At 68.5% G+C, this 18,379-nt stretch carries 16 protein-coding genes; 10 read left to right on the forward strand and 6 right to left on the reverse strand.

The window, feature by feature from the left end:
- Positions 1-6: 6 nt before the first annotated feature.
- Together CXY82_RS13710 and CXY82_RS13715 are read left to right on the forward strand one after the other, a co-directional pair.
- Positions 7-1,509 (forward strand): DUF2142 domain-containing protein, encoded by a 1,503-nt coding sequence (locus CXY82_RS13710; RefSeq protein ID WP_158252193.1) that lies wholly within the window; start codon positions 7-9, stop codon positions 1,507-1,509.
- 1 nt (position 1,510) lies between these two features.
- Positions 1,511-2,671, forward strand: coding sequence for a glycosyltransferase family 4 protein (locus CXY82_RS13715; RefSeq protein WP_104171402.1), 1,161 nt, complete (start codon positions 1,511-1,513; stop codon positions 2,669-2,671).
- Here CXY82_RS13715 and CXY82_RS13720 read toward each other — a convergent pair.
- The 3 genes from CXY82_RS13720 to CXY82_RS13730 are packed head-to-tail and all read right to left on the reverse strand — an operon-like array spanning position 2,647 to position 5,770.
- Positions 2,647-3,744, reverse strand: a complete 1,098-nt coding sequence (locus tag CXY82_RS13720; protein WP_104171403.1) for a glycosyltransferase family 1 protein — start codon at positions 3,742-3,744, stop codon at positions 2,647-2,649. The two genes, CXY82_RS13715 and CXY82_RS13720, sit on opposite strands and share 25 nt — an antisense overlap.
- The gene (locus CXY82_RS13725; protein WP_104171404.1) at positions 3,741-4,898 is read right to left on the reverse strand and encodes a hypothetical protein; all 1,158 of its coding nucleotides are present in this window, start codon (positions 4,896-4,898) and stop codon (positions 3,741-3,743) included. The genes CXY82_RS13720 and CXY82_RS13725 overlap by 4 nt, the downstream gene beginning before the upstream one ends.
- Positions 4,895-5,770 (reverse strand): glycosyltransferase family 2 protein, encoded by an 876-nt coding sequence (locus tag CXY82_RS13730; RefSeq protein WP_104194437.1) that lies wholly within the window; start codon positions 5,768-5,770, stop codon positions 4,895-4,897. The genes CXY82_RS13725 and CXY82_RS13730 overlap by 4 nt, the downstream gene beginning before the upstream one ends.
- 58 nt (positions 5,771-5,828) lie before the next feature.
- On the opposite strand from CXY82_RS13730, the gene CXY82_RS13735 reads away from it, so the two are divergent.
- Together CXY82_RS13735 and CXY82_RS13740 are read left to right on the forward strand one after the other, a co-directional pair.
- The gene (locus CXY82_RS13735; RefSeq protein WP_233199347.1) at positions 5,829-6,998 is read left to right on the forward strand and encodes a glycosyltransferase family 2 protein; all 1,170 of its coding nucleotides are present in this window, start codon (positions 5,829-5,831) and stop codon (positions 6,996-6,998) included.
- The gene (locus CXY82_RS13740) at positions 6,998-8,032 is read left to right on the forward strand and encodes a glycosyltransferase family 2 protein (RefSeq protein WP_104171407.1); all 1,035 of its coding nucleotides are present in this window, start codon (positions 6,998-7,000) and stop codon (positions 8,030-8,032) included. The genes CXY82_RS13735 and CXY82_RS13740 overlap by 1 nt, the downstream gene beginning before the upstream one ends.
- A gap of 24 nt (positions 8,033-8,056) precedes the next feature.
- Here CXY82_RS13740 and CXY82_RS13745 read toward each other — a convergent pair whose 3' ends face one another.
- Positions 8,057-9,361 (reverse strand): O-antigen ligase, encoded by a 1,305-nt coding sequence (locus tag CXY82_RS13745; protein ID WP_104171408.1) that lies wholly within the window; start codon positions 9,359-9,361, stop codon positions 8,057-8,059.
- A 19-nt stretch (positions 9,362-9,380) separates the two neighbouring features.
- Positions 9,381-10,685 carry an O-antigen ligase gene (locus CXY82_RS13750; RefSeq protein ID WP_233199348.1) on the reverse strand — a complete coding sequence of 435 codons (1,305 nt, stop codon included), beginning with the start codon at positions 10,683-10,685 and terminating at the stop codon, positions 9,381-9,383.
- Between the two features lie 80 nt (positions 10,686-10,765).
- On the opposite strand from CXY82_RS13750, the gene CXY82_RS13755 reads away from it, so the two are divergent.
- Together CXY82_RS13755 and CXY82_RS13760 are read left to right on the forward strand one after the other, a co-directional pair.
- Positions 10,766-12,442 carry an FAD-dependent oxidoreductase gene (locus tag CXY82_RS13755; RefSeq protein WP_104171410.1) on the forward strand — a complete coding sequence of 559 codons (1,677 nt, stop codon included), beginning with the start codon at positions 10,766-10,768 and terminating at the stop codon, positions 12,440-12,442.
- Positions 12,439-12,744, forward strand: coding sequence for a metal-sensitive transcriptional regulator (locus tag CXY82_RS13760; RefSeq protein WP_104100304.1), 306 nt, complete (start codon positions 12,439-12,441; stop codon positions 12,742-12,744). Before CXY82_RS13755 ends, CXY82_RS13760 begins: the two co-directional genes overlap by 4 nt.
- A 159-nt stretch (positions 12,745-12,903) precedes the next feature.
- Here the strand turns inward: CXY82_RS13760 and CXY82_RS13765 are convergent, their stop codons facing one another.
- Positions 12,904-14,082 (reverse strand): acyl-CoA dehydrogenase family protein, encoded by a 1,179-nt coding sequence (locus CXY82_RS13765; RefSeq protein ID WP_104171411.1) that lies wholly within the window; start codon positions 14,080-14,082, stop codon positions 12,904-12,906.
- Positions 14,083-14,216: 134 nt separating this feature from the next.
- Between CXY82_RS13765 and manA the strand changes: the two genes are divergently transcribed.
- The 4 genes from manA to CXY82_RS13785 all read left to right on the forward strand — a co-directional run bounded on the left by manA (position 14,217) and on the right by CXY82_RS13785 (position 18,316).
- Positions 14,217-15,575, forward strand: coding sequence for a mannose-6-phosphate isomerase, class I (manA, locus tag CXY82_RS13770; protein WP_104171412.1), 1,359 nt, complete (start codon positions 14,217-14,219; stop codon positions 15,573-15,575).
- A gap of 257 nt (positions 15,576-15,832) precedes the next feature.
- A complete protein-coding gene (locus CXY82_RS13775) occupies positions 15,833-16,780 on the forward strand; it encodes a hypothetical protein (RefSeq protein ID WP_104171413.1) in 948 nt (315 codons plus the stop codon).
- A gap of 82 nt (positions 16,781-16,862) precedes the next feature.
- Positions 16,863-17,837: a UDP-glucose 4-epimerase GalE gene (gene galE, locus CXY82_RS13780; protein ID WP_104171414.1), complete on the forward strand. Its 975-nt coding sequence runs from the start codon at positions 16,863-16,865 to the stop codon at positions 17,835-17,837.
- 158 nt (positions 17,838-17,995) lie between these two features.
- Positions 17,996-18,316: a WhiB family transcriptional regulator gene (locus tag CXY82_RS13785; RefSeq protein ID WP_104100299.1), complete on the forward strand. Its 321-nt coding sequence runs from the start codon at positions 17,996-17,998 to the stop codon at positions 18,314-18,316.
- Positions 18,317-18,379: the final 63 nt, after the last annotated feature.

The raw sequence follows: 18,379 nt of genomic DNA on the forward strand, positions 1-18,379 counted from the left end.
TTCGCTTTGCTCTCGACACTGTGGTCGTTGGCCAGCCCTATCTTCTCGGTCCCGGACGAGAACGCGCACGTCATCAAGGCCGTTGGCCAGCTCCGTGGTGAACTCGTCGGTCACTTTGAACCGGACGCCAGACATCCGGTGTTCAATCTCCCCGCCGGGTGGTCGGTCAGCCCTCAGATCCAGTGCTTTGTCTATCACCCAGAGGTTCCGGCAAGTTGTGGTGTGGAGATCGGTGACCCTGACGGCGCCACGAGCCCTTCTAGCTGGGTGGCGAGATACAATCCCCTGTACTACTACGTGATCGGCTGGCCGAGCCTGTTCGTCGACGGCTCGGCCGGCGTCTACATCCTGCGTATCCTGAGCGCCCTGTTCGGCTCCGTGTTTCTTGCCTGGGCCTATCAGACCGCGGTCGCCGGCGCCCGTGCCCGGTGGATGCCCTTTGCGGTTGCCTTTGCGGCGAGTCCCATGATCATCTACCTCCTCGGGTCCGTGAATCCGAACGGTGTGGAAATCGCTTCTGCCGTCGCGCTGTGGACAGCCTTGCCTCGTCTGCTGCAAACGTTCCATCCCGCCAGGCCTGCGGTCAACCTGCCCCGCTGGTACCTGTGGGTCATCGTGACAGTGGCCTCCGCCGTGCTCGCGAATGCGAGGGCGCTGGGTCCGCTGTGGCTGTTGGTCGTTGTGTTGCTGTGCTTCCTGGTCGGTGGCTGGTCCAGCGTGCGGGGTCTGTTCACGAATCGCCGGAGCTACCTATGGCTCACCGTTATCGCGGTCACCGGGCTCTTCTCCGTGCTCTGGACACTCGGCGGAGGCAGCCTGTCGGGGCAGGCGGAGAAGGCGGACGCGCCTCTCGTCGGGGCGTCATTCCCGACCGGAGTCGTCTACATGCTGCGCCTGACCGTGCCTTTCCTGAAACAGGCGGTTGGCTACTTCGGCTGGTTCGACGCGAGCCTGCCCGACGTCGCCTTCTGGCCGATCGTGGCTGCCAGCGCGATCCTGCTTGTGCTCGCGGTCACGGCATTGGATCGGCGCGGTGTCCTGACCCTGGCCACTGTCTCTCTGTCGGCGATATTGGTACCTGCGCTGGTGCAGGCCTACGGTGTAGCGAGCACCGGGATTATCTGGCAAGGCCGCTACGGTCTCTTTCTGTACCTGGGAGTGGCCGTCGTCGCGGGCTGGCTGCTATCGGGTCCCGCCGGCGACCGACTCGCTTTTCTGGCGCCTCGTGTGACGTGGATCGGTGCCGCGCTGATTCTGCTGTATGGTGCTGTCGCCTTTGCCTTGGTGCTACGCCGTTACGTGACCGGATCGGAGGCTCTGCCGAGCGCCATGTGGAGCGATCCCCAATGGCAGCCCCCGCTTGGCTGGCCTGCCCTCTGCCTGCTCTTTGGGGTTGTGTCCGTCGGCTTCGTCCTGTGGGTGGGACTCCTCGGACAGAGCGTCGCTCGCCAAGAGCAGAGCGTTGTTCGCGACGAGCGTGCTGCACTCGCTGGCTCGAAGAAGCACTGAGATGAGCCGCCCGCGCGTCGCGATCGCCTACGATTGCCTGTTTCCCCGGACCACCGGCGGGGGTGAACGGGTCTACCGGCGACTCGCGGAGCTGCTCATCTTGAACGGCAGTGACGTCGACTATGTGACACGGACGCAGCAGGCCGTGGAGTCACCGACGGCTGTATTCACTGTCGTTCCGGTCTGGGCCGGAGACATCAGCGATTCGGCCGGAACGCGCACGCCCACCGCGGCTGTCGCATTCGCTTTCGCCCTCTTTCGACACTTCCACAGCCATCGCGGTCACTATGATCTCGTGGTGGTAAGTGCTTTGCCCGTGCTTAACATATTCGCAGTGGCCCTGGCGCTGGTCGGGACGAAAACGTTCGTCGTCGTGGACTGGCTCGAGGTCTGGCCGTGGCCGAAGTGGCGGGAGTACGCCGGCTCGCTGCCGGGAGCGATCGCGTTCCTGCTGCAGACCGTGGGCATCCGCCTCGGTGACTTGCACACCGTCAACAGCGAGTTCACTGGTGCCCGGCTGCGCCGCTATCGGCGCCGTGCCCAGCCGGTCGCCCTGGGTCTGGTCGACCTCGTCGGCGACGAGCCCGATGCCACAACCGAGCGCCCGGCCGACCCGTACCTGGTCTTCGTGGGCCGGCACATCGCCGACAAACGCGTGATCGATCTCATTCCGGCCCTGCGGGAGGCCCGCAGCCAGGTCCCGGCCCTGCGCGCGGTTATCGTGGGCACCGGCCCCGAAACGCCCCGGGTGGCCGCACGAGTGCGCGAACTCGGCCTCGACTCCGCCGTCGAGCTGCTCGGCCGAGTGAGCGACAACGAGCTGAGGGGCCTCGTGCAGGGTGCTCGGGTGCTGGTCAACCCGTCGGCCCGGGAGGGCTTCGGGCTCGTCATCGCCGAGGCGGCGGCCTTCGGCACGCCCAGCGTGGTGGTGGCGGGCCCCGACAACGCCGCAGCGGAGCTGGTCGTCGACGGCGTCAACGGCTACGTGGCCCTCTCCGTGGCGCCCGCCGAACTTGGCGGGGCTATTGTGCGAGCGGTCGAGGCCGGCGAGCCCCTGCGCCGCTCCACGCTCGACTGGTTCCGGCGCGAGCGGGTCAGCCACGGCCTGAGCGCCTCGGTCGACCAGATTCTGGCGCGCTACCGCTCGGCGAGAGCCCGCTGAAACGACGCCAGGGTGTCCCGGGCGGTCTTCGCCCACGAGAAGGTGCGGGCGCGGTCACGGCCCTGTGCTGACAGGCGCGCCAGCTCGGCCGGGTCGTCGAGCAGGCGGGACAGCGTCGCCGCGAGGGCCGCGGTATCCCGCGGCGCGACGTAGACGGCCGCCTCTCCGGCGACCTCGTGCAGCACCGGGATGTCGGAGCAAACCACGGGGCAGCCTCGAGACATGGCCTCCAACACCGGCAGTCCGAAGCCCTCGAACAGGGTCGGGAAGACGATCAGGCTCGACTCGGCGTAGCACCGGTCGAGTTCCTCGGCGCTCAGCCAGCCCCGCAGCGACACCCACGGCTCCAGACCGAGCCGGGCAACGACGGGGGTGAGCGGGTCGTCGCCGTGGCTGCCGGTGATCACCAGGTGCGGCCGGGACTCGGCGGGGATCAGGGCGAGGGCCTCCAGCAGCAGGGGGAAGTTCTTGTGCGGCATCCGGTTGCCCACGGCCATTAGCCGGCCAGGCAACCGGGGGAGAGGCACAGGGTCCGGGTTCGCAGCCGGGTCCTTGCCCGCGAGCGGCACCACGTCGATGCGGGCGGCCGGAACCCGCAGATAGCGCACGATGTCTTCTGCCGAGGCGACGCTCACGGTGAGAACGCGGCGGGCGCCGTGCGCGGCCACCCGGATCATGGTGCGGAGAATGCGCGAATAGGCCCCAGGCACGTATTCCGGATGCCGGAACGGCAGCAGGTCATGCACCGTGAGCACCACGGGCACCCGCGACCAGACCGGGCCGAGGTTTGCCGGACAGTGCACCAGATCGGCGCGCAGCCAGCGGGCCGCGCGGGCGACGGTGACGAGCTCACCGCGGGCCCAGGCGATCCGGTTCTCACCGCTGATGCCCGAGTCGACGATCTCGCCGGGGAACCAGGACGTGTCCGAGCCGGCCAGCTCGCTCGACGCGAGGCCGATGAATTCGATCCCGCCGGCATCCGGTTCGATCCGGCCGTACACCTCCCGCACGTACGACTCCATGCCGCCCTTGCGGCCGGTGTAGAAGAGCAGATCGACGAGGACACGGCTCACGCGGCGGCCACCACGACCAGCGCGGCGGCGCGCACCCGGCGGCGTCGCGCGAGCTCGTAGACCACCGCCGAGGCCAGCTCAGCGATGAGCAGGCCCAGGAACACGGCGGATAGGCTGTTCAGCGCCAGGCCGATCCCGGCGAGGACGAACGCCATCACGGAGACTGCGGCGCGCAGCCCGGTGAGCAGCCGCACCTCGCCCATCCGGCGCAACGCGGCGAACGGAATCGTCGTGGCGAGCGACGCGGCCCGCCAGCCGCACGCGAGCACCAGCGGCAGGACGGCGGCCGAGCCGGTCCAGACGCCGCCGAAGATGAAGCCGAGCACTCCGGTGAGCTCCAGCATCATCAGCACCACCACGGCCGCGACCACCGCGCCGGCCGACACCACGATGTCGAGCCGGGAATGCTCCTTGAGCAGCCGCAGTCGCATGAAGTTCAGGGGGATCGCGAGCAGGCCGGACACCGTCGCGATCGCCGTGAACAGCACTGCGCCGCCGGGCCCGATCAGTGTCAGGATCATTACATTCAGGAGCGGATAGATCACCCCGGTGATCGCCGTGTCGGCCACCACCCAGCTCATCACGGCCGGCTCGGGGCGACTGGCCCGGTGCGTCACCGGCAGGCAGCGCACCGGGGTGGCCAGGGCGATTCCGGCCACGAGCGGGATCAGCGCCCAGTCCTGGCCGGTGAACGCTGCCGCCACACCGGCGAGGGCACCGAGCCCCACGGCGATGGATGCCCAGATCTCCCGCAGGTCGAGACGCTCGGCGACCGAGACGCCCCGGCCCACTTCCAGCGCGGCGATCAGCAGAGGCAGGCCGAGACAGAGCACGACCGGGTTCGTGGCGTTGAGGGCGATCACCACGGCGGCGACCAGGGCAAGGCCGGCCAGCCAGAGCGGGAACACCACCCGGCGGTCGGTTGCCGCCGAGCTGAGCCGGGATTCCAGCACGACCGCGAAGGTGAGCTGGCCGGCGAAGGTGGCCACCATCACCGCCACGGCAATGACGCCCTGCTCCGGCCGGCTGAACAGTCGGGACGAGATGGCGACCGTTGCTGCGGGGATGACGGCCAGCGATACACCCCCGAGCAGGGTGATCAGGCTGAGTGTGGCCCGGCGCAGACGGAGAGGGGCGGGCAGATCGGCCGTCATCGGGTCACCGCGGTGAGCGTGCCGACGGGGCCGAGGGCGCGCCCAAGCATTCCTTCGAGCCGGCCGAGGAACACCCACCAGCCGTCAGTGAGGGCGTTCGTGCCGCGATTGCGCAGACCGAAGAACAGACCGCCGCCGAGGAACGCGAACCGCCACCACAACGGATACCGCCAGCGGGTCACCAGGCGTCCCAGCCCGCGGCCGTAGCCGCGCAGCTTGTGACGGCGTTCCGCGCTGCTGAGCCCGCTCGGGTCGCTGATCCCGCCCACCGTGAGCGCGGGCGGCTGCCAAGCGAAGCCGAGGTGCTCCCCGGCACAGATCAGTTTCAGGAGCAGGTCCGTGGCCTCCCCGGCCTGCCAGGGCGTCGGGGCGCCGGTGCCAATCTCCGGGTTGAAGCCCCCGATCCGGTCGAACACGCTGCGCCGGATCAGGATGCCCATCTCGATCACGCTCCAGACCGTCCACCGGGTCAGGGCCGCGCCCGGCTCGGGCAGCACGAACTTAGGCCCGTTCTCGTCGACCACTGTGAGGGCGCCCGCAAGGAAGCCCTCGGGGAGAAGCCTCATTCGTTGCAGCGCGCCCGGTGGGTACCAGGTGGTGTCATTGGGAAAATTAAGCAGCAGATCCCGGTCGGCCGGCAGCGCCGCGACGCCCGCGTTCCGGCCGCGGGCAGCCCCGGGCGGCGACGTCGTCACGATGATTCGCATGCTCTCCGAGCGATAGACGGATGCGAGGGCCTCCACTTCAGACAGGTTTCGCTGGGCGACCACAAGGAGCGTGTCACCCACCAATAGCTGACCAGACAGGGAATCGAAGAGTCGCTTCAGGCTCTCGACACGGCCGAGCGTCGACACAACCAGTCCAAGGTCCACACAGCCCAGTCTGTACGATGAGGGGGCCAGACCAACAATGACGGGACTTGCAGCGAGCATGACATTCACCGCAACCATTGAACTTTCGATCCTGATGCCGTGCCTCAATGAGGCCGAGACGCTTGCGATCTGCATCGACAAGGCCCAGGGATATCTGCGGCGAAGCGGCATCACCGGTGAGGTCCTGATCGCCGACAACGGCAGCACTGACGGGTCGCAGCAGATCGCCGAGGCGCACGGGGCCCGGGTCGTGAATGTCACGGAAAAAGGCTACGGCAGCGCTCTCATCGTAGGCATGGAGGCCGCCCACGGCACCTATGTGATCATGGGTGACGCCGACGACAGCTACGACTTCAGCGAACTCGACGGTTTCGTTGAGCGGCTGCGTGCGAGCGATGAACTGGTCATGGGCAACCGCTTTCGCGGCGGCATCGAACCCGGCGCCATGCCGCCGCTGCACCGGTACCTCGGAAACCCGGTGCTGTCGTGGATCGGGCGCTCCCTGTTCCGTTCCCCGATCAAGGATTTCCACTGCGGGCTGCGCGGCTTCAACCGCCAGTCGATGCTTGCCCTGCACTTGCAGACCTCGGGCATGGAGTTCGCCAGCGAGATGGTGGTCAAGTCCACACTCGGTGGGTCCCGGGTGAGCGAAGTGCCGACCACGCTTAAGAAGGACGGCCGCAGCCGGCCGCCGCACCTGCGCAGCTGGCGGGACGGCTGGCGGCACCTGCGGTTCCTGCTCATCTTCAGCCCGCGCTGGCTGTTCCTGATCCCCGGCATCTCCGCGTTCCTGATCGGCCTGGTCGGCACCGTGCTGCTCGGCTTCGGACCCGTCGTGGTGGGGGAGGTGGGCTTCACCTACTCCAGTCAGATCTACCTGGCCGCCCTGGCGGTCGTCGGCTACCAGGCCTTCCTGTTCGCCCTGCTCACCAAGATCTACGCCCAGCATGAGGGGTTCCGCATCCCCCGCAGCCGCAACTTCGAACGGCTCGAGAAACGCATCAGCCTCGAGAGCGGTGCGATCCTCGGGGTCGTGCTGTTCCTGATCGGCCTGGGCATAGCCTTGTCGCAGCTGATCGGCTGGGCGGCGGGCGGTTATGGCGCGCTTGAGGCCGGTGCCACCGTGCGGGTGGCCATCCCATCTGCCCTGCTGATGATGCTGGGCTCGCAGACGGTCATGGGCGGCCTCTTCCTCGGCGTGCTGTCGGTCGGCCTGAAGCGACGCTGATGGCTCGCTCCACCGCTTCCTCGTCGCGCGCGCCCGGGGCATCCCTACCGCGCGTGTCCGTGGCCCTCTGCACCTACAACGGCTCCGCGTTCATCGAGGAGCAGCTGCGCAGCATCCTCGGCCAGACCGCGCCCGCCGACGAGATCGTCGTCTCCGACGACGGCTCCACTGACGACACCCCGGCTGAGGTGGAAAGCGTCTTCGCTGCCTGGAAGGTAGAGCATCCGCGGCAGGCCGTGACCCTGCGCCTGATCCGCAACTCTGCCCCGCTGGGCGTCACCGCGAACTTCGAGCAGGCGCTCACTGACTGCACGGGCGAGCTGATCGCGCTCAGCGACCAGGATGACGTGTGGCCCCCGGAGCGGCTGGCCCTGCTGATCGCCGAGTTCCGGGTCCGCCCGGACCTGCAACTGCTGCATACGGATGCCCGCCTCGTCGACGAGGCGGGCCTGCCGACGGGCCGCACCCTGCTCGCCACCCTGGGGGTCACCGCCGCGGAGCGGGCCGCGGAGCATGAGGGGAACGCCTTCGACATCCTGCTGCGCCGCAACACTGTAACCGGCGCCACCGTGATGCTGCGCCGCGGGCTCGTGCAGCGTGCACGACCGTTTCCGGCGGCGTGGGTGCACGACGAATGGCTGGCGATCGTTGCCGCCGCGACCGGGGAGGTCGACCTGCTTGAAATCCCGCTGCTGGACTACCGCCAGCACGCAGGAAACCAGATCGGCGCCTCCAACCTCGACGCGGCCGGCAGGTTTGGCCGGCTGCGGGCGCCGCGCACGGCGCGCAACGCCCGTTTGCTGGCCCGAGCTCAGGCGCTGCAGGCGCGGGCGGCGCAGCTGCAGCCTGCGCCGGCAGCCGGAACGCTCGCCCTGATCGACGCCAAGCTGGCCCACGAACGCCGGCGCAGCACCCTTCCGGCCCTGCGCGCGGCCCGGGTCGCGTCCGTTTTCGCGGGCTGGCGTGCCGGCGACTACCGTCGCTTCGGCCTCGGCCTACAGGACATGCTGCGCGACCTGGTGCAGCCGGTCTGAGCTTTCGCTCGGCTCGGCCCCCGCTCAGTTCTCCGGGTGCCGGTGCGGGGTGGGCTGCAGCAGGCTGCGCCAGCTCTTGCCCTGCGCGGCCTTCACCGCGCAGATCAGCAGCAGCAGCCAGCCGAAGTCGACCAGCACGGTGCTTTCAGCCGCCGAGGTGACCAGCAGGGTCACCAGCACCAGCGGCGACCAGACGTAGACCATCGAGCGTTTGTCCGAGGCAAGCAGCCACGACCGCCAGAAGGCGAGCATCACGAGCGCGAGGAACGACAGGAGGCCGACCAGGCCGACCTGGAAGTAGACGTCGAGGAACGCGTTCAGCGCGGAGGCCTGCGGGCGCCCGGTGACGAAGCTGAGCCAGCCGTAGGGCGTCACGTCGACGGGCCAGAGACCGGCCCAGCCCCAACCCTCGAGCGGGTTCAGCATGGCCAGTCGCCAGATTTCGCCCCAGAGTGTGGTGCGGGCCTCGAACTCGCTGCCCGCGTTCAGCTGGTCGGTGATGCGCGCGCGGGCCGCAACCGCGATGATGCCGGCCACGACGGTGCCGCCGAGCAGCCCGATCTGCAGCAGCCACCGGTTCGCGGCGGGCGTGGCGCGCAGCCAGATCAGCGCCAGCGCGGCGAGGCCCACGAACAGGGCCACCACGAGGATGACGGGGGAGCGGGTGAGTAGCAGGCCGAACACGGCCAGGGCGATGGAGCCGATGCCGAGCCCGCGCCGCACCGACCGGGACCGCAGTTCGACCGCGAAAGTGACCGCCGCGATCAGCGAGACCAACCCGAACACGTTGCGAGAGCCGAAGAGGCCCTGCACGGGCCCGAAAGAGTCGATGTTGCCCTGGATGCCGAGGAAGACGAAGGGCGTGTCGAGCAGCAGGCCGGAGAGCACCTCCAGAGCCAGGGACAGTCCGAGCAGCACCCGCAGCACGTCGCCGGTGGCGCGCACGACCTGGATGGTGTCGCGGGCCAGGGCGATGTAGATGGCCAAAAAGGTGAAGGCGAGCTGGTAGAGCGAAGCGCTGAGGGTTTGCAGCGGGTAGCTGGACCACAGCACCGACAGGGCACACCAGCCCACGAAGACCATGATCGAGATCGGCAGGAGCCCGTGCCAGTCGACGCCGGCCCAGCGGGCGGTGAGCGAGAACGCGGCCAGCACGACGAGGCCCACGAGAATGCCGACGACGCCGGGCGGGCCGATCACGGCGCGCAGGGCAGTGGTCGAAAAGGCGAAGCCGATGATGACCAGCGCCAGCGAGGAGGCGAACTTGGGGGAGGCGAACAGCCGTGTGAACTGGTCCGGCACGGCGGGGGGATACGCGCGGTAGGTCATGACGTTCCCACGCTACCGCCTAAGGCATCCGTTGATTGGTTGCCTGCTGTCGCTTTGTGATCACGGCGAGCACGACCAGCAGCAGCCAGCCGGACTCGATCAGGATGCGGCTTTCGGCCAGGCTCTGGGCGATCAGGGCTACCAGGAGCAGCAGCGGGAGCAGGGCGGAGGCCGCGTAGGGTTCCGTGTCGGCGAGGGCGCGCCTGGGCCGGTCGACCGCGAGGAACCAGCAGCGCCACAGCGTGGAGAAAACGGCGGCGGCGAAGATGATCAGCCCGAGGACGCCCAGCTGCAGCCAGACGTCGAGCCAGGCGTTGTGCGCCTGAAGGTAGACGACGCCCCGGCGCACGGCGAGACCCTCGAAGGGTTCGACCCAGGGGGCCCAGTAGCTCACCCAGCCCCAGCCGAACACTGGGCGCTCGGCGGCCAGCCCGGCCACGCTGCGCCAGATGTCGAGGCGGCCGGTGAGGTCGGCGGATTTGCCGAGCAGGGCGAGGAGCTGCGGCGTGAGGGCCACCAGGCCGACACCGCCGACGACCACGGATGCCGCGGCCACCAGGTACACCGGCCGGCGCCCCTCGGGGAGCCGGCGGCGGGCCCAGAGGGCGAAGAGCAGCGCTGCGGCGACGGCGGCAGCGGCAAGCGTCACGGTCGCGGACCGGGTCAGCAGCAGCATGAGCACCCCGAGGCCCAGCCACGCCAGACCCCAGTTGCGGCTCACGGTGCCGGCGGCGAGCTGCACGGCGAAGACGATCACGGCGATCAGCGCCACGAATCCGAGCAGGTTGCGGTTGGCGACGATGCCCTCGATCGGGCCGCCCTGCAACAGGATGCTGCGGGTCCAGTAGTACGACTCCGGCACGTTGCGGGTGCCGTAGTCGACCCAGAAGGGGAGCACGGCCTGCCGCACGAACACGGCGACGATGAGCTCGAAGGCGAGGGACAGGGCGAGGATCCAGCGCAGTGCGGCGGCGAGCGTGCGCAGCAGCTCGGCCCAACTCAGGCACAGGGCGAGGAACAGTGCGGCCAGCGTGGTTGCCCACTGCAGGGTGACCCCGATCAGGGAAGCGCCGAGGTAGAACGACCAGGCCAGCGACAGGGTGGCCAGACCGAGGAAGGCGATGAGCGATTTCGGGAACCGCGACCACATCCAGTCCGGGTTCAATTTGACGAGGGCGACGACGCTGCTCACGACGATGACCAGCGCGATCGCGCCGTAGCCCCACCAGCCGAACAGGCTGCGCCAGAACTGGCCGGCCAGGACGGAGAAAAAGACGAGCGTCGCGAAGGTGCGAACGACGAATCGACTCTGGACGGCGGGCATGTGTCTAAGGCTAGAGCGTGCCGGGGCGGCCATCGATCATTTTCTATACCCCCTGGGGTATACTTATCCCGGAGGTTCGAATGAAAACGATCATTGTTGGTGGAGTTGCGGGCGGAATGTCGGCGGCGACGCGGTTGCGTCGGCTGGACGAGACGGCAGACATCATTGTATTTGAACGCGGCCACTATGTCTCGTTCGCAAACTGCGGACTTCCCTATTACGTGGGCGGCGTGATCACGGACCGCAGCAATCTCCTACTCCAGACCCCGGAATCCCTCGGGGCCCGCTTCCGCCTCGACGTGCGCGTCGACCACGAGGTCACGGCGATCGACCGGCAAGCGAAGACGATCTCCGTGCGCCAAACGCAGACCGGCGCCGAGACCACCGAGACGTACGACCGCCTCATCCTGGCTGCCGGAGCGACGGCCCGAACCGGGATCACCCCGGCCGGCCTCGCCACTCGCACCCTGCGCACGGTCGACGACGTCGACCACATCACCGCTCTGCTGGCCGGCATCACGGGTCAGGCCTCCGCCGTCGTCATCGGCGCCGGGTTCATCGGCTTGGAGGCCGTCGAAAACCTCGTTCGCCGCGGCGTGCACGTGACCCTGGTCGAGTTCGGCTCCCAGGTCTTCGGGCCCTTCGACGCCGAGATGGCCGCGCCGATCTTCGACGAGCTGCTCTTGAGGGGCGTTGACGTACGCCTGAACACGACCGTCGTCGCCGCCGCCGACGCGGGAGTCAAGCTCAGCGACGGATCCATCGTTCCGGCCGACCTCGTCATCGACTCCGTCGGGGTGCTCCCCGACACCTCGCTCGCCGCCCGGGCGGGCATCACGATCGGCGCGAGCGGCGGTATCGCCGTCGATGGCAGTCAGCAGACCAACGACCCGTCGATCTACGCGGTCGGCGACGGCGTCGAGAAGATCGACGCCGTCGACAACAGCGGCATCCTGATCACCATGGCCGGCCTCGCAAACCGGCACGGCCGGGCGGCCGCCGACAGCATCGCCGGCGAGCCCGCGTCGGCCTCCCCGGTGCTCGGAACCGCCATCCTCGGCATCTTCGGCCTGACGGCGGCCATGGTCGGCTGGAGCGAGAAGCGTCTCGTGCAGCGCGGCCGCGCGCACCGGGTCGTGCACACCCACCCGGCCTCGCACGCCACGTACTACCCCGGCGCCGAGGGCATGTCGATGAAGCTCCTGGTCGACCCGGCGACGGATGCCATCCTCGGCGCCCAGATCGTCGGCGGCAGCGGCGTCGACAAGCGCATCGACATCCTGGCGACGGCGATGACCGGCGGACTGACGGCATCCGCTCTCACCCGCCTCGAGCTGGCATACGCGCCGCAGTACGCGTCGGCGAAGGACCCGATCAACCAGCTCGGCTATGTCGCCGACAACCTTGCCGCGGGAACGACGCGTGCGCTGCAGTGGCACGAGCTGGCCGCAGCCCGGGCCGCGGGCGCGGTGCTCGTGGATGTGCGCTCGGCGGCGGAGTTCGCCGCCGGGAACATTCCCGGCGCGATCAACGTTCCGGTGGACGAACTGCGGGACCGCCTGGCCGAGCTGCCCGACGCACCTGTGATCGTGCACTGCCAGGTGGGCCAGCGCGGGCACACGGCCGCACGCATTTTGAGCCAGAACGGGCTGGACGTGCAGAACCTCGACGGCGGCTACCGCACCTGGATCGCCGGCGAAACCGCTCTCGGCCTGATGCCCGTCATCGCCGCCAAGTCTGAAAGGATTCCGGCATGACCGAAATCACCGCTACCGCTGCCGACGTCGCTGCTGCAGACGTCGCTGGGGAACAGAACCAGAAGAAGATCCTCAACCGGTTGCGCCGGGCCCAGGGCCAGCTCGCGGCGGTCATCACCGCCGTCGAGGCCGGCGGCAGCTGCAAGGATGTCGTCACTCAGCTTGCCGCCGTGTCCAGCGCCCTCGACAAGGCCGGTTTCGTCATCGTCTCCACGGCGATGCGCGAGTGCCTCGACAACCCGCAGGGGGAAAATTCCCTCACGGTCGAAGAGCTGGAGAAGCTCTTCCTGACGCTGGCGTAGCCGCCCGACGCGACCCGGGCCCGCTCGGCGTTGAACCAATTCGACGGAGATTCTCCCGTAAAAGCGCGTTTTCGGGGTTTTGAGGACTAGTTTCGCCCAAATCTCCGTCGAATTCGTTCGGGGCTCGCGGCGGTAAGGCGGGCGCGGCCCCTGACTCGCCTAGACGAAGGCCGCCTGGCCGGTGATGCTGCGCCCCACGATCAGGGTGTTCATCTCCCGGGTGCCCTCATAGGAGTAGACGGCCTCGGCGTCGGAGAAGAAGCGCGCCACATCGTACGAGAGCACGATGCCGTTGCCGCCGAATAGTTCGCGGCACCAGGCGACCGTTTCGCGCATCCGGGCGGTCGTGAAGAGCTTGGCCAGGGCGGCGTGCTCGTCGCGCTGGCTGCCCTCGTCGAGCATCTGCGAGACCCGCACGACCATGCCCAGGCTGGCGGTGATGTTGCCCAGCGACTTCACCAGCAGGTCCTGCACCAGCTGGTGGCCGCCGATCTCCTTGCCGAACTGCGTACGCTCCTTCGCGTACGCGACGGCCGCCTCGTAGGCGCCGATCGACGTTCCCACGGCCGCCCAGGCCACCTCGGCGCGGGTCAGGCGCAGAACCTTGGCGGTGTCCTTGAACGAGTTCGCGTTCTGTAGCCGGTTCTTTTCGGGCACGGCCACGTTCTCGAGCACGATGTCGGCGTTCTGCACCGAGCGCAGGCTGATCTTGCCCTCGATCCTGGTGGCGCTGTAGCCGGGGGTGTCGGTGGTCACGATGAAGCCCTTGACCATGCCGTCGGCGGTGTCTTTCGCCCAGATGATGGTGATGTCGGAAAAGGTGGCGTTGCCGATCCAGCGCTTGGCGCCGTTCAGAAGCCAAGTGTCGCCGGTGCGGGTGGCCGTCGTGCGCAGTCCCTGCGCCGCGTCCGAGCCGGAGAGCGGCTCGGTCAGCCCGAATGCCCCCACGAGCTCCCCGCTCGCCAGGCGCGGCAGCCACTCGTCGCGTTGCTCCGGCGAGCCGGTCGCCGAGATGGTTCCGCAGGCGAGGCCGTTCTGCACCCCGACGAACGTGGCGACGGATGCGTCCACGCGCGCCGTCTCCAGGGCCACGAAGCCGCGGAACACCGCGGAGTTCTGGAAGGGCCGGGTCTCAGGCCAGCCGAAGGAATAGGCCCCGAGCGCCGCCAGCGGCCGGATGACCTCGGCCGGGAACTCGGCGCGCTCCCAGCATCCGTTCGCGATGGGCCGAACGTCGGACTCGAGGTAGGCGCGCAGATTGGCGAGCGCGGTCTTCTCCTGATCGGTCAGCAGATTCTCGTAGCCGTAGAAGTCGCTGGGAAGTAGCTCGAAGGTCATCAGGTGCTCCATTGCAGGGGGTGGCGACGGCCGGCGTGCGGCGGTCGGCGGATGTTCGCAGCCTACGGTCGCGGAACCGGCACGCCGCAAGCGGTTGGTAGTTTGGTCTAAACCTAAGAGTGCAGGAGAGCGCCATGTTTGTGGGCATCACCAATACGCCGCGGCACTATGCCTGGGGTTCGACCACCGCCATCGCGGGTCTGCTCGGCTACGATCCGTCGGGCACAGCTGAGGCCGAACTCTGGCTGGGCGCTCACCCGGGATCGCCGAGCGTCATCACCGACCCCGAGCAGGTCGGCGGCCACCACACCCTCCTGGACTGGATCCACGCAGCCCCGAAGGAGGCCCTCGGCGCCGCGCTCGCCGCGCCCGCTGCTCCGCGGTTGCCGTATCTCCTGAAGATCCTCGCCGCCGCGGGACCGCTCTCGCTGCAGGCGCACCCGACCGCGGAGCGGGCACGGATCGGCTTCGGCCTGGAGAACGCGGCCGGCATTCCGCAGGATGCGGCGGACCGCAACTACCGCGACCCGTTCCATAAGCCCGAGGTGATTTTCGCCCTGAGCGACACCTTCGAGGCCCTCTGCGGGTTCCGCGAGCCGGTCGAGATCCGCGGCATCCTGGGCGAGCTGCGCGCCCTCGACGTGGCCTCGGACGACCCGCAGCCCGGCGCGCTCGATGCGCTCGAGCGGCACCTGCTCGGCGACGACGCCCTGCGCGACTGCGTCGACTGGTTGTTGCGCGACGGCCGCGGCGGCGATTCCGGCGAGGTGGCCTGGCTGGTCGAGCGGGTGGTTGCCCTCGCCGTCAGCGCGGCCGACCTGGCCGAGAGCGGCGCGATCCTCGACTACCCGCTCGAACTCGCCACCGTGCGGGACCTCGCCCGTGCCTACCCGGGGGATCCCGGCATCGTGATCTCGCTGCTGACGAACCGGGTGTCGCTGCGCCGAGGCGAGGTGCTCTACCTACCTGCCGGGAACATCCACGCCTACCTGTCCGGCCTCGGTGTGGAGCTGATGGCCGCCTCGGACAACGTGCTGCGCGGCGGGCTGAGCCCCAAGCACATCGACGTCGACGAACTGCTCGAGGTGCTCGAATTCACACCGCTGCCCGTGCCGTACCTTCCGCCCGTGCTGTCGTCTCCGGGCGTCTCGGAGTACCGACCCGACGTGGACGACTTCGTGCTCGTGCACATCGCGGCGGAAGCCGGGGGTGCGGGTGCGCCTGCGGCTGCGGCTGCGGGTGCTCGTGCGGCTGCGGCTTCTCGCGCGGGTGCTGGTGCAGATGCGGCTGCGGCTTCTCGCGCGGGAGTGCCGATGCGGCAGTTCACGCTGACGGGGCCCGCGATCGCCATCTGCACGGCCGGGGGATTCCTGGTGGCCGGTGCGGGGGCATCCGTCGCCCTCAAGCGCGGCGAGTCCGTCTACATCACGCCCGACGAAGGCACGCTCACGTTCGCCGGCGTCGGCGAGGTCTTCTTGGCCACGACCCCCTAGCCCTGGCTCCCCACCAATTCGACGGAGATTTTGCGCTCGAACCCGCTATTTGCCGGTTTGTGCGCTGTTCGGAGCAAAATCTCCGTCGAATTCGTTCGCGGTCGCCCTTCCGCGCAGCAGCGCGGGGGTGCTGGGGCGGTCTGATCGGGAGCGTCCGGGCGGGAAACGGTGCCCCCCCACCCGGTGGGGGCGGCGCGTTATCCCCAAGGTGACGGATGCCGCGGCGCGGGTTCGACTCCGCTGCGAGGCTGCGGGCCATGCGCTCACTCACCAGGGACATCCTCGACCACGGACTCTTCGTCAAACGCGCCGCACTCCGCGCCCGAGGCTGGAGCGATGGGCACCTCCGCGGCGAGGTCAACCGGGGAACGGTCGTGCGGGTGCGCAAGGGCTGGTACTCGGCGCCGCCGTCGGCCGTCGAGGCGTTCCGGATCGGAGGCCGGCTGGCCGGATTGAGCTGCCTGAAGTCCTACGGGATCTGGACCCCAACCACCGGCAGGCTCCACGTCAGCGTCCCCAGCGCCGCGCGCGGGTTGCGGCGCCCGACGGACATGCGCGCACGGCTGGATGTGCTCGACGGTGTGCGGTGTCGCGTGACGTGGAGCGACGACGCGATCGACGGACGGGGCGACTGCGTGTGGCGTACCAGCGTGCACGAGGCCCTCGTGCACATTCTGAACAACCACGACCGGGTCACCGCAATCGTGTGTCTGGATGCCGCGTTGCACAGCGCCCAGGAAAACGGCGTCGGGATTATCCGCGACGACCTTGGCTGGATCTTCGCCCGCGCGCCGCTGCGGGTTCAGTCCTGGCGCGACGAGGTCGACGGACGCGCCGCCGCGGGTGGGGAAACGGAATTCCGACTCAAGGCCCTGGCCGCGGGCATCCCCTTCGTTCCGCAACCGTTCGTCAGCGGGGTCGGGCATCCCGGTGGCCAGATCGGGCCGTCGACCTTCGTTGAGATCGATGGGAAGGACTGGCATGACGATCCGATCGCCTTCGAGGTCGACCGGGAACGCGATCTGCTTGTTGCAAGCCAGAACGGGCGCACCCTGAGGTTCAGCTACGCGCTCCTTCGCAAACAGTGGGGGTTGTGTGTGCGGGCGATGGTCACGGCGCTGGAGTACGACTACCTGCGCGAGCCGTCGGCAGCGTTTCCGTTGTTCCACGAGCGGATGCTGCGGGCGCGCCACCGTCTTGGCTAGGGCCCGGGTCGGTTCCCCCGCCACCGAGGCTAGGCTTGCAGAGCGGCAGTGCTCGATTGCCGTCAGATCTTGCGAGGTTCAGATGGCGTGGCTTGTCACCGGAGGTGCTGGATACATCGGTTCCCACATCGTTCGTGCTTTCCTGAAAGAGGGCATCGAGGTGGTCGTCATCGACGACCTCTCCAGCGGGCACGCTGAATTCGTGCCTGCCGACGTGCCGTTTGTGCGCGGCACCCTCCTCGACCGCGAGCTGCTGATGCGCACCTTCGCCGAGCACACCGTGACCGGCGTCGTGCACGTCGCGGGCTACAAGTACGCCGGGGTCTCGGTGCAGCGCCCGCTGCACACCTACGAGCAGAACGTCACGGCCATGGCCACCCTGCTGGCGGTCATGCAGGAGTGCGAGGTCAAACGGATGGTGTTCTCCTCGAGCGCGGCCGTCTACGGCACCCCGCACACCGACCTGGTCACCGAGGAAACCCCGAAGAACCCCGAATCTCCCTACGGCGAGTCCAAACTGATCGGCGAATGGTTGCTGCGCGATCAGGCCGTCGCCGCCGGACTGCGCTACACGGCGCTGCGCTACTTCAACGTGGTCGGGTCCGGAGCGCTCGACCTGCGCGACACCAGCCCGCACAACCTCTTCCCCCTCGTCTTCGACGCGCTGATGGAGAGCCGCATCCCGAGCATCAACGGCGACGACTACGCCACCGCCGACGGAACGTGCGTGCGGGACTACATCCACGTGGCAGACCTGGCCCTCTCGCACGTGGCCGCGGCCCGGCACCTGGACGCCGGCGAGCCGGTGCTGCCCGTCTACAACCTCGGCAGCGGCGACGGAGTGTCGGTGGGGCAGATCATGTCCACCGTGGCGGCCGTCACCGGCATCGACTTCGCGCCCGTGATCGGTCCGCGCCGCGCGGGCGACCCCGACCGGATCGTCGCCTCCGGCGAACTCGCGGCCCGCGATCTGGACTGGGCCATGCGCCACAGCCTGGAGGAGATGGTGCAAAGCGCCTGGGAATCGCGGCAGGCGGCATCCGTCTCAGCGTTGTGACCAATCAAATCTCACCGATTTTCGCTCTTGGGCGAGTCGAAACCCTCCAACAAATATTGACGGTTTAGTATCAGCGACTTGACGGCAAGGAATTACACGGCTGTAATTAGGGCTGACGCGTAATTTTGGGCACATTTTGCAGTGGGGTGGATGACGATATGGCGCTATCAGAGTCTCGTGCCGGGGTACCGGAGGACTGGTTCATTGACCCGGTTCGTCTGGGTGTTCCCGGGGTTCGCAAGGAAGCGGGCGACGGCGATCTTCTGTCGTGGCAATCGGACTCGCTCTGCGCGCAGACCGATCCGGAGGCGTTCTTCCCCGAAAAGGGAGGGTCGACCCGCGATGCCAAGAAGATCTGCTCCTCGTGCGAGGTGAAAACCCAGTGCCTGCAATACGCGCTCGCCAACGACGAGCGGTTCGGAATCTGGGGCGGCCTGTCCGAGCGGGAACGGCGCAAACTGCGCAAGCGGGCCAGCTAGGCCTCAGACGGGCCGTAAAACGACCCACGGCATGCGAATCCGGACCCGACGCCGGCTGCGGCA

It is taken from the genome of Cryobacterium sp. M23, from assembly GCF_002929655.1.
GTDB lineage: Bacteria > Actinomycetota > Actinomycetes > Actinomycetales > Microbacteriaceae > Cryobacterium > Cryobacterium sandaracinum.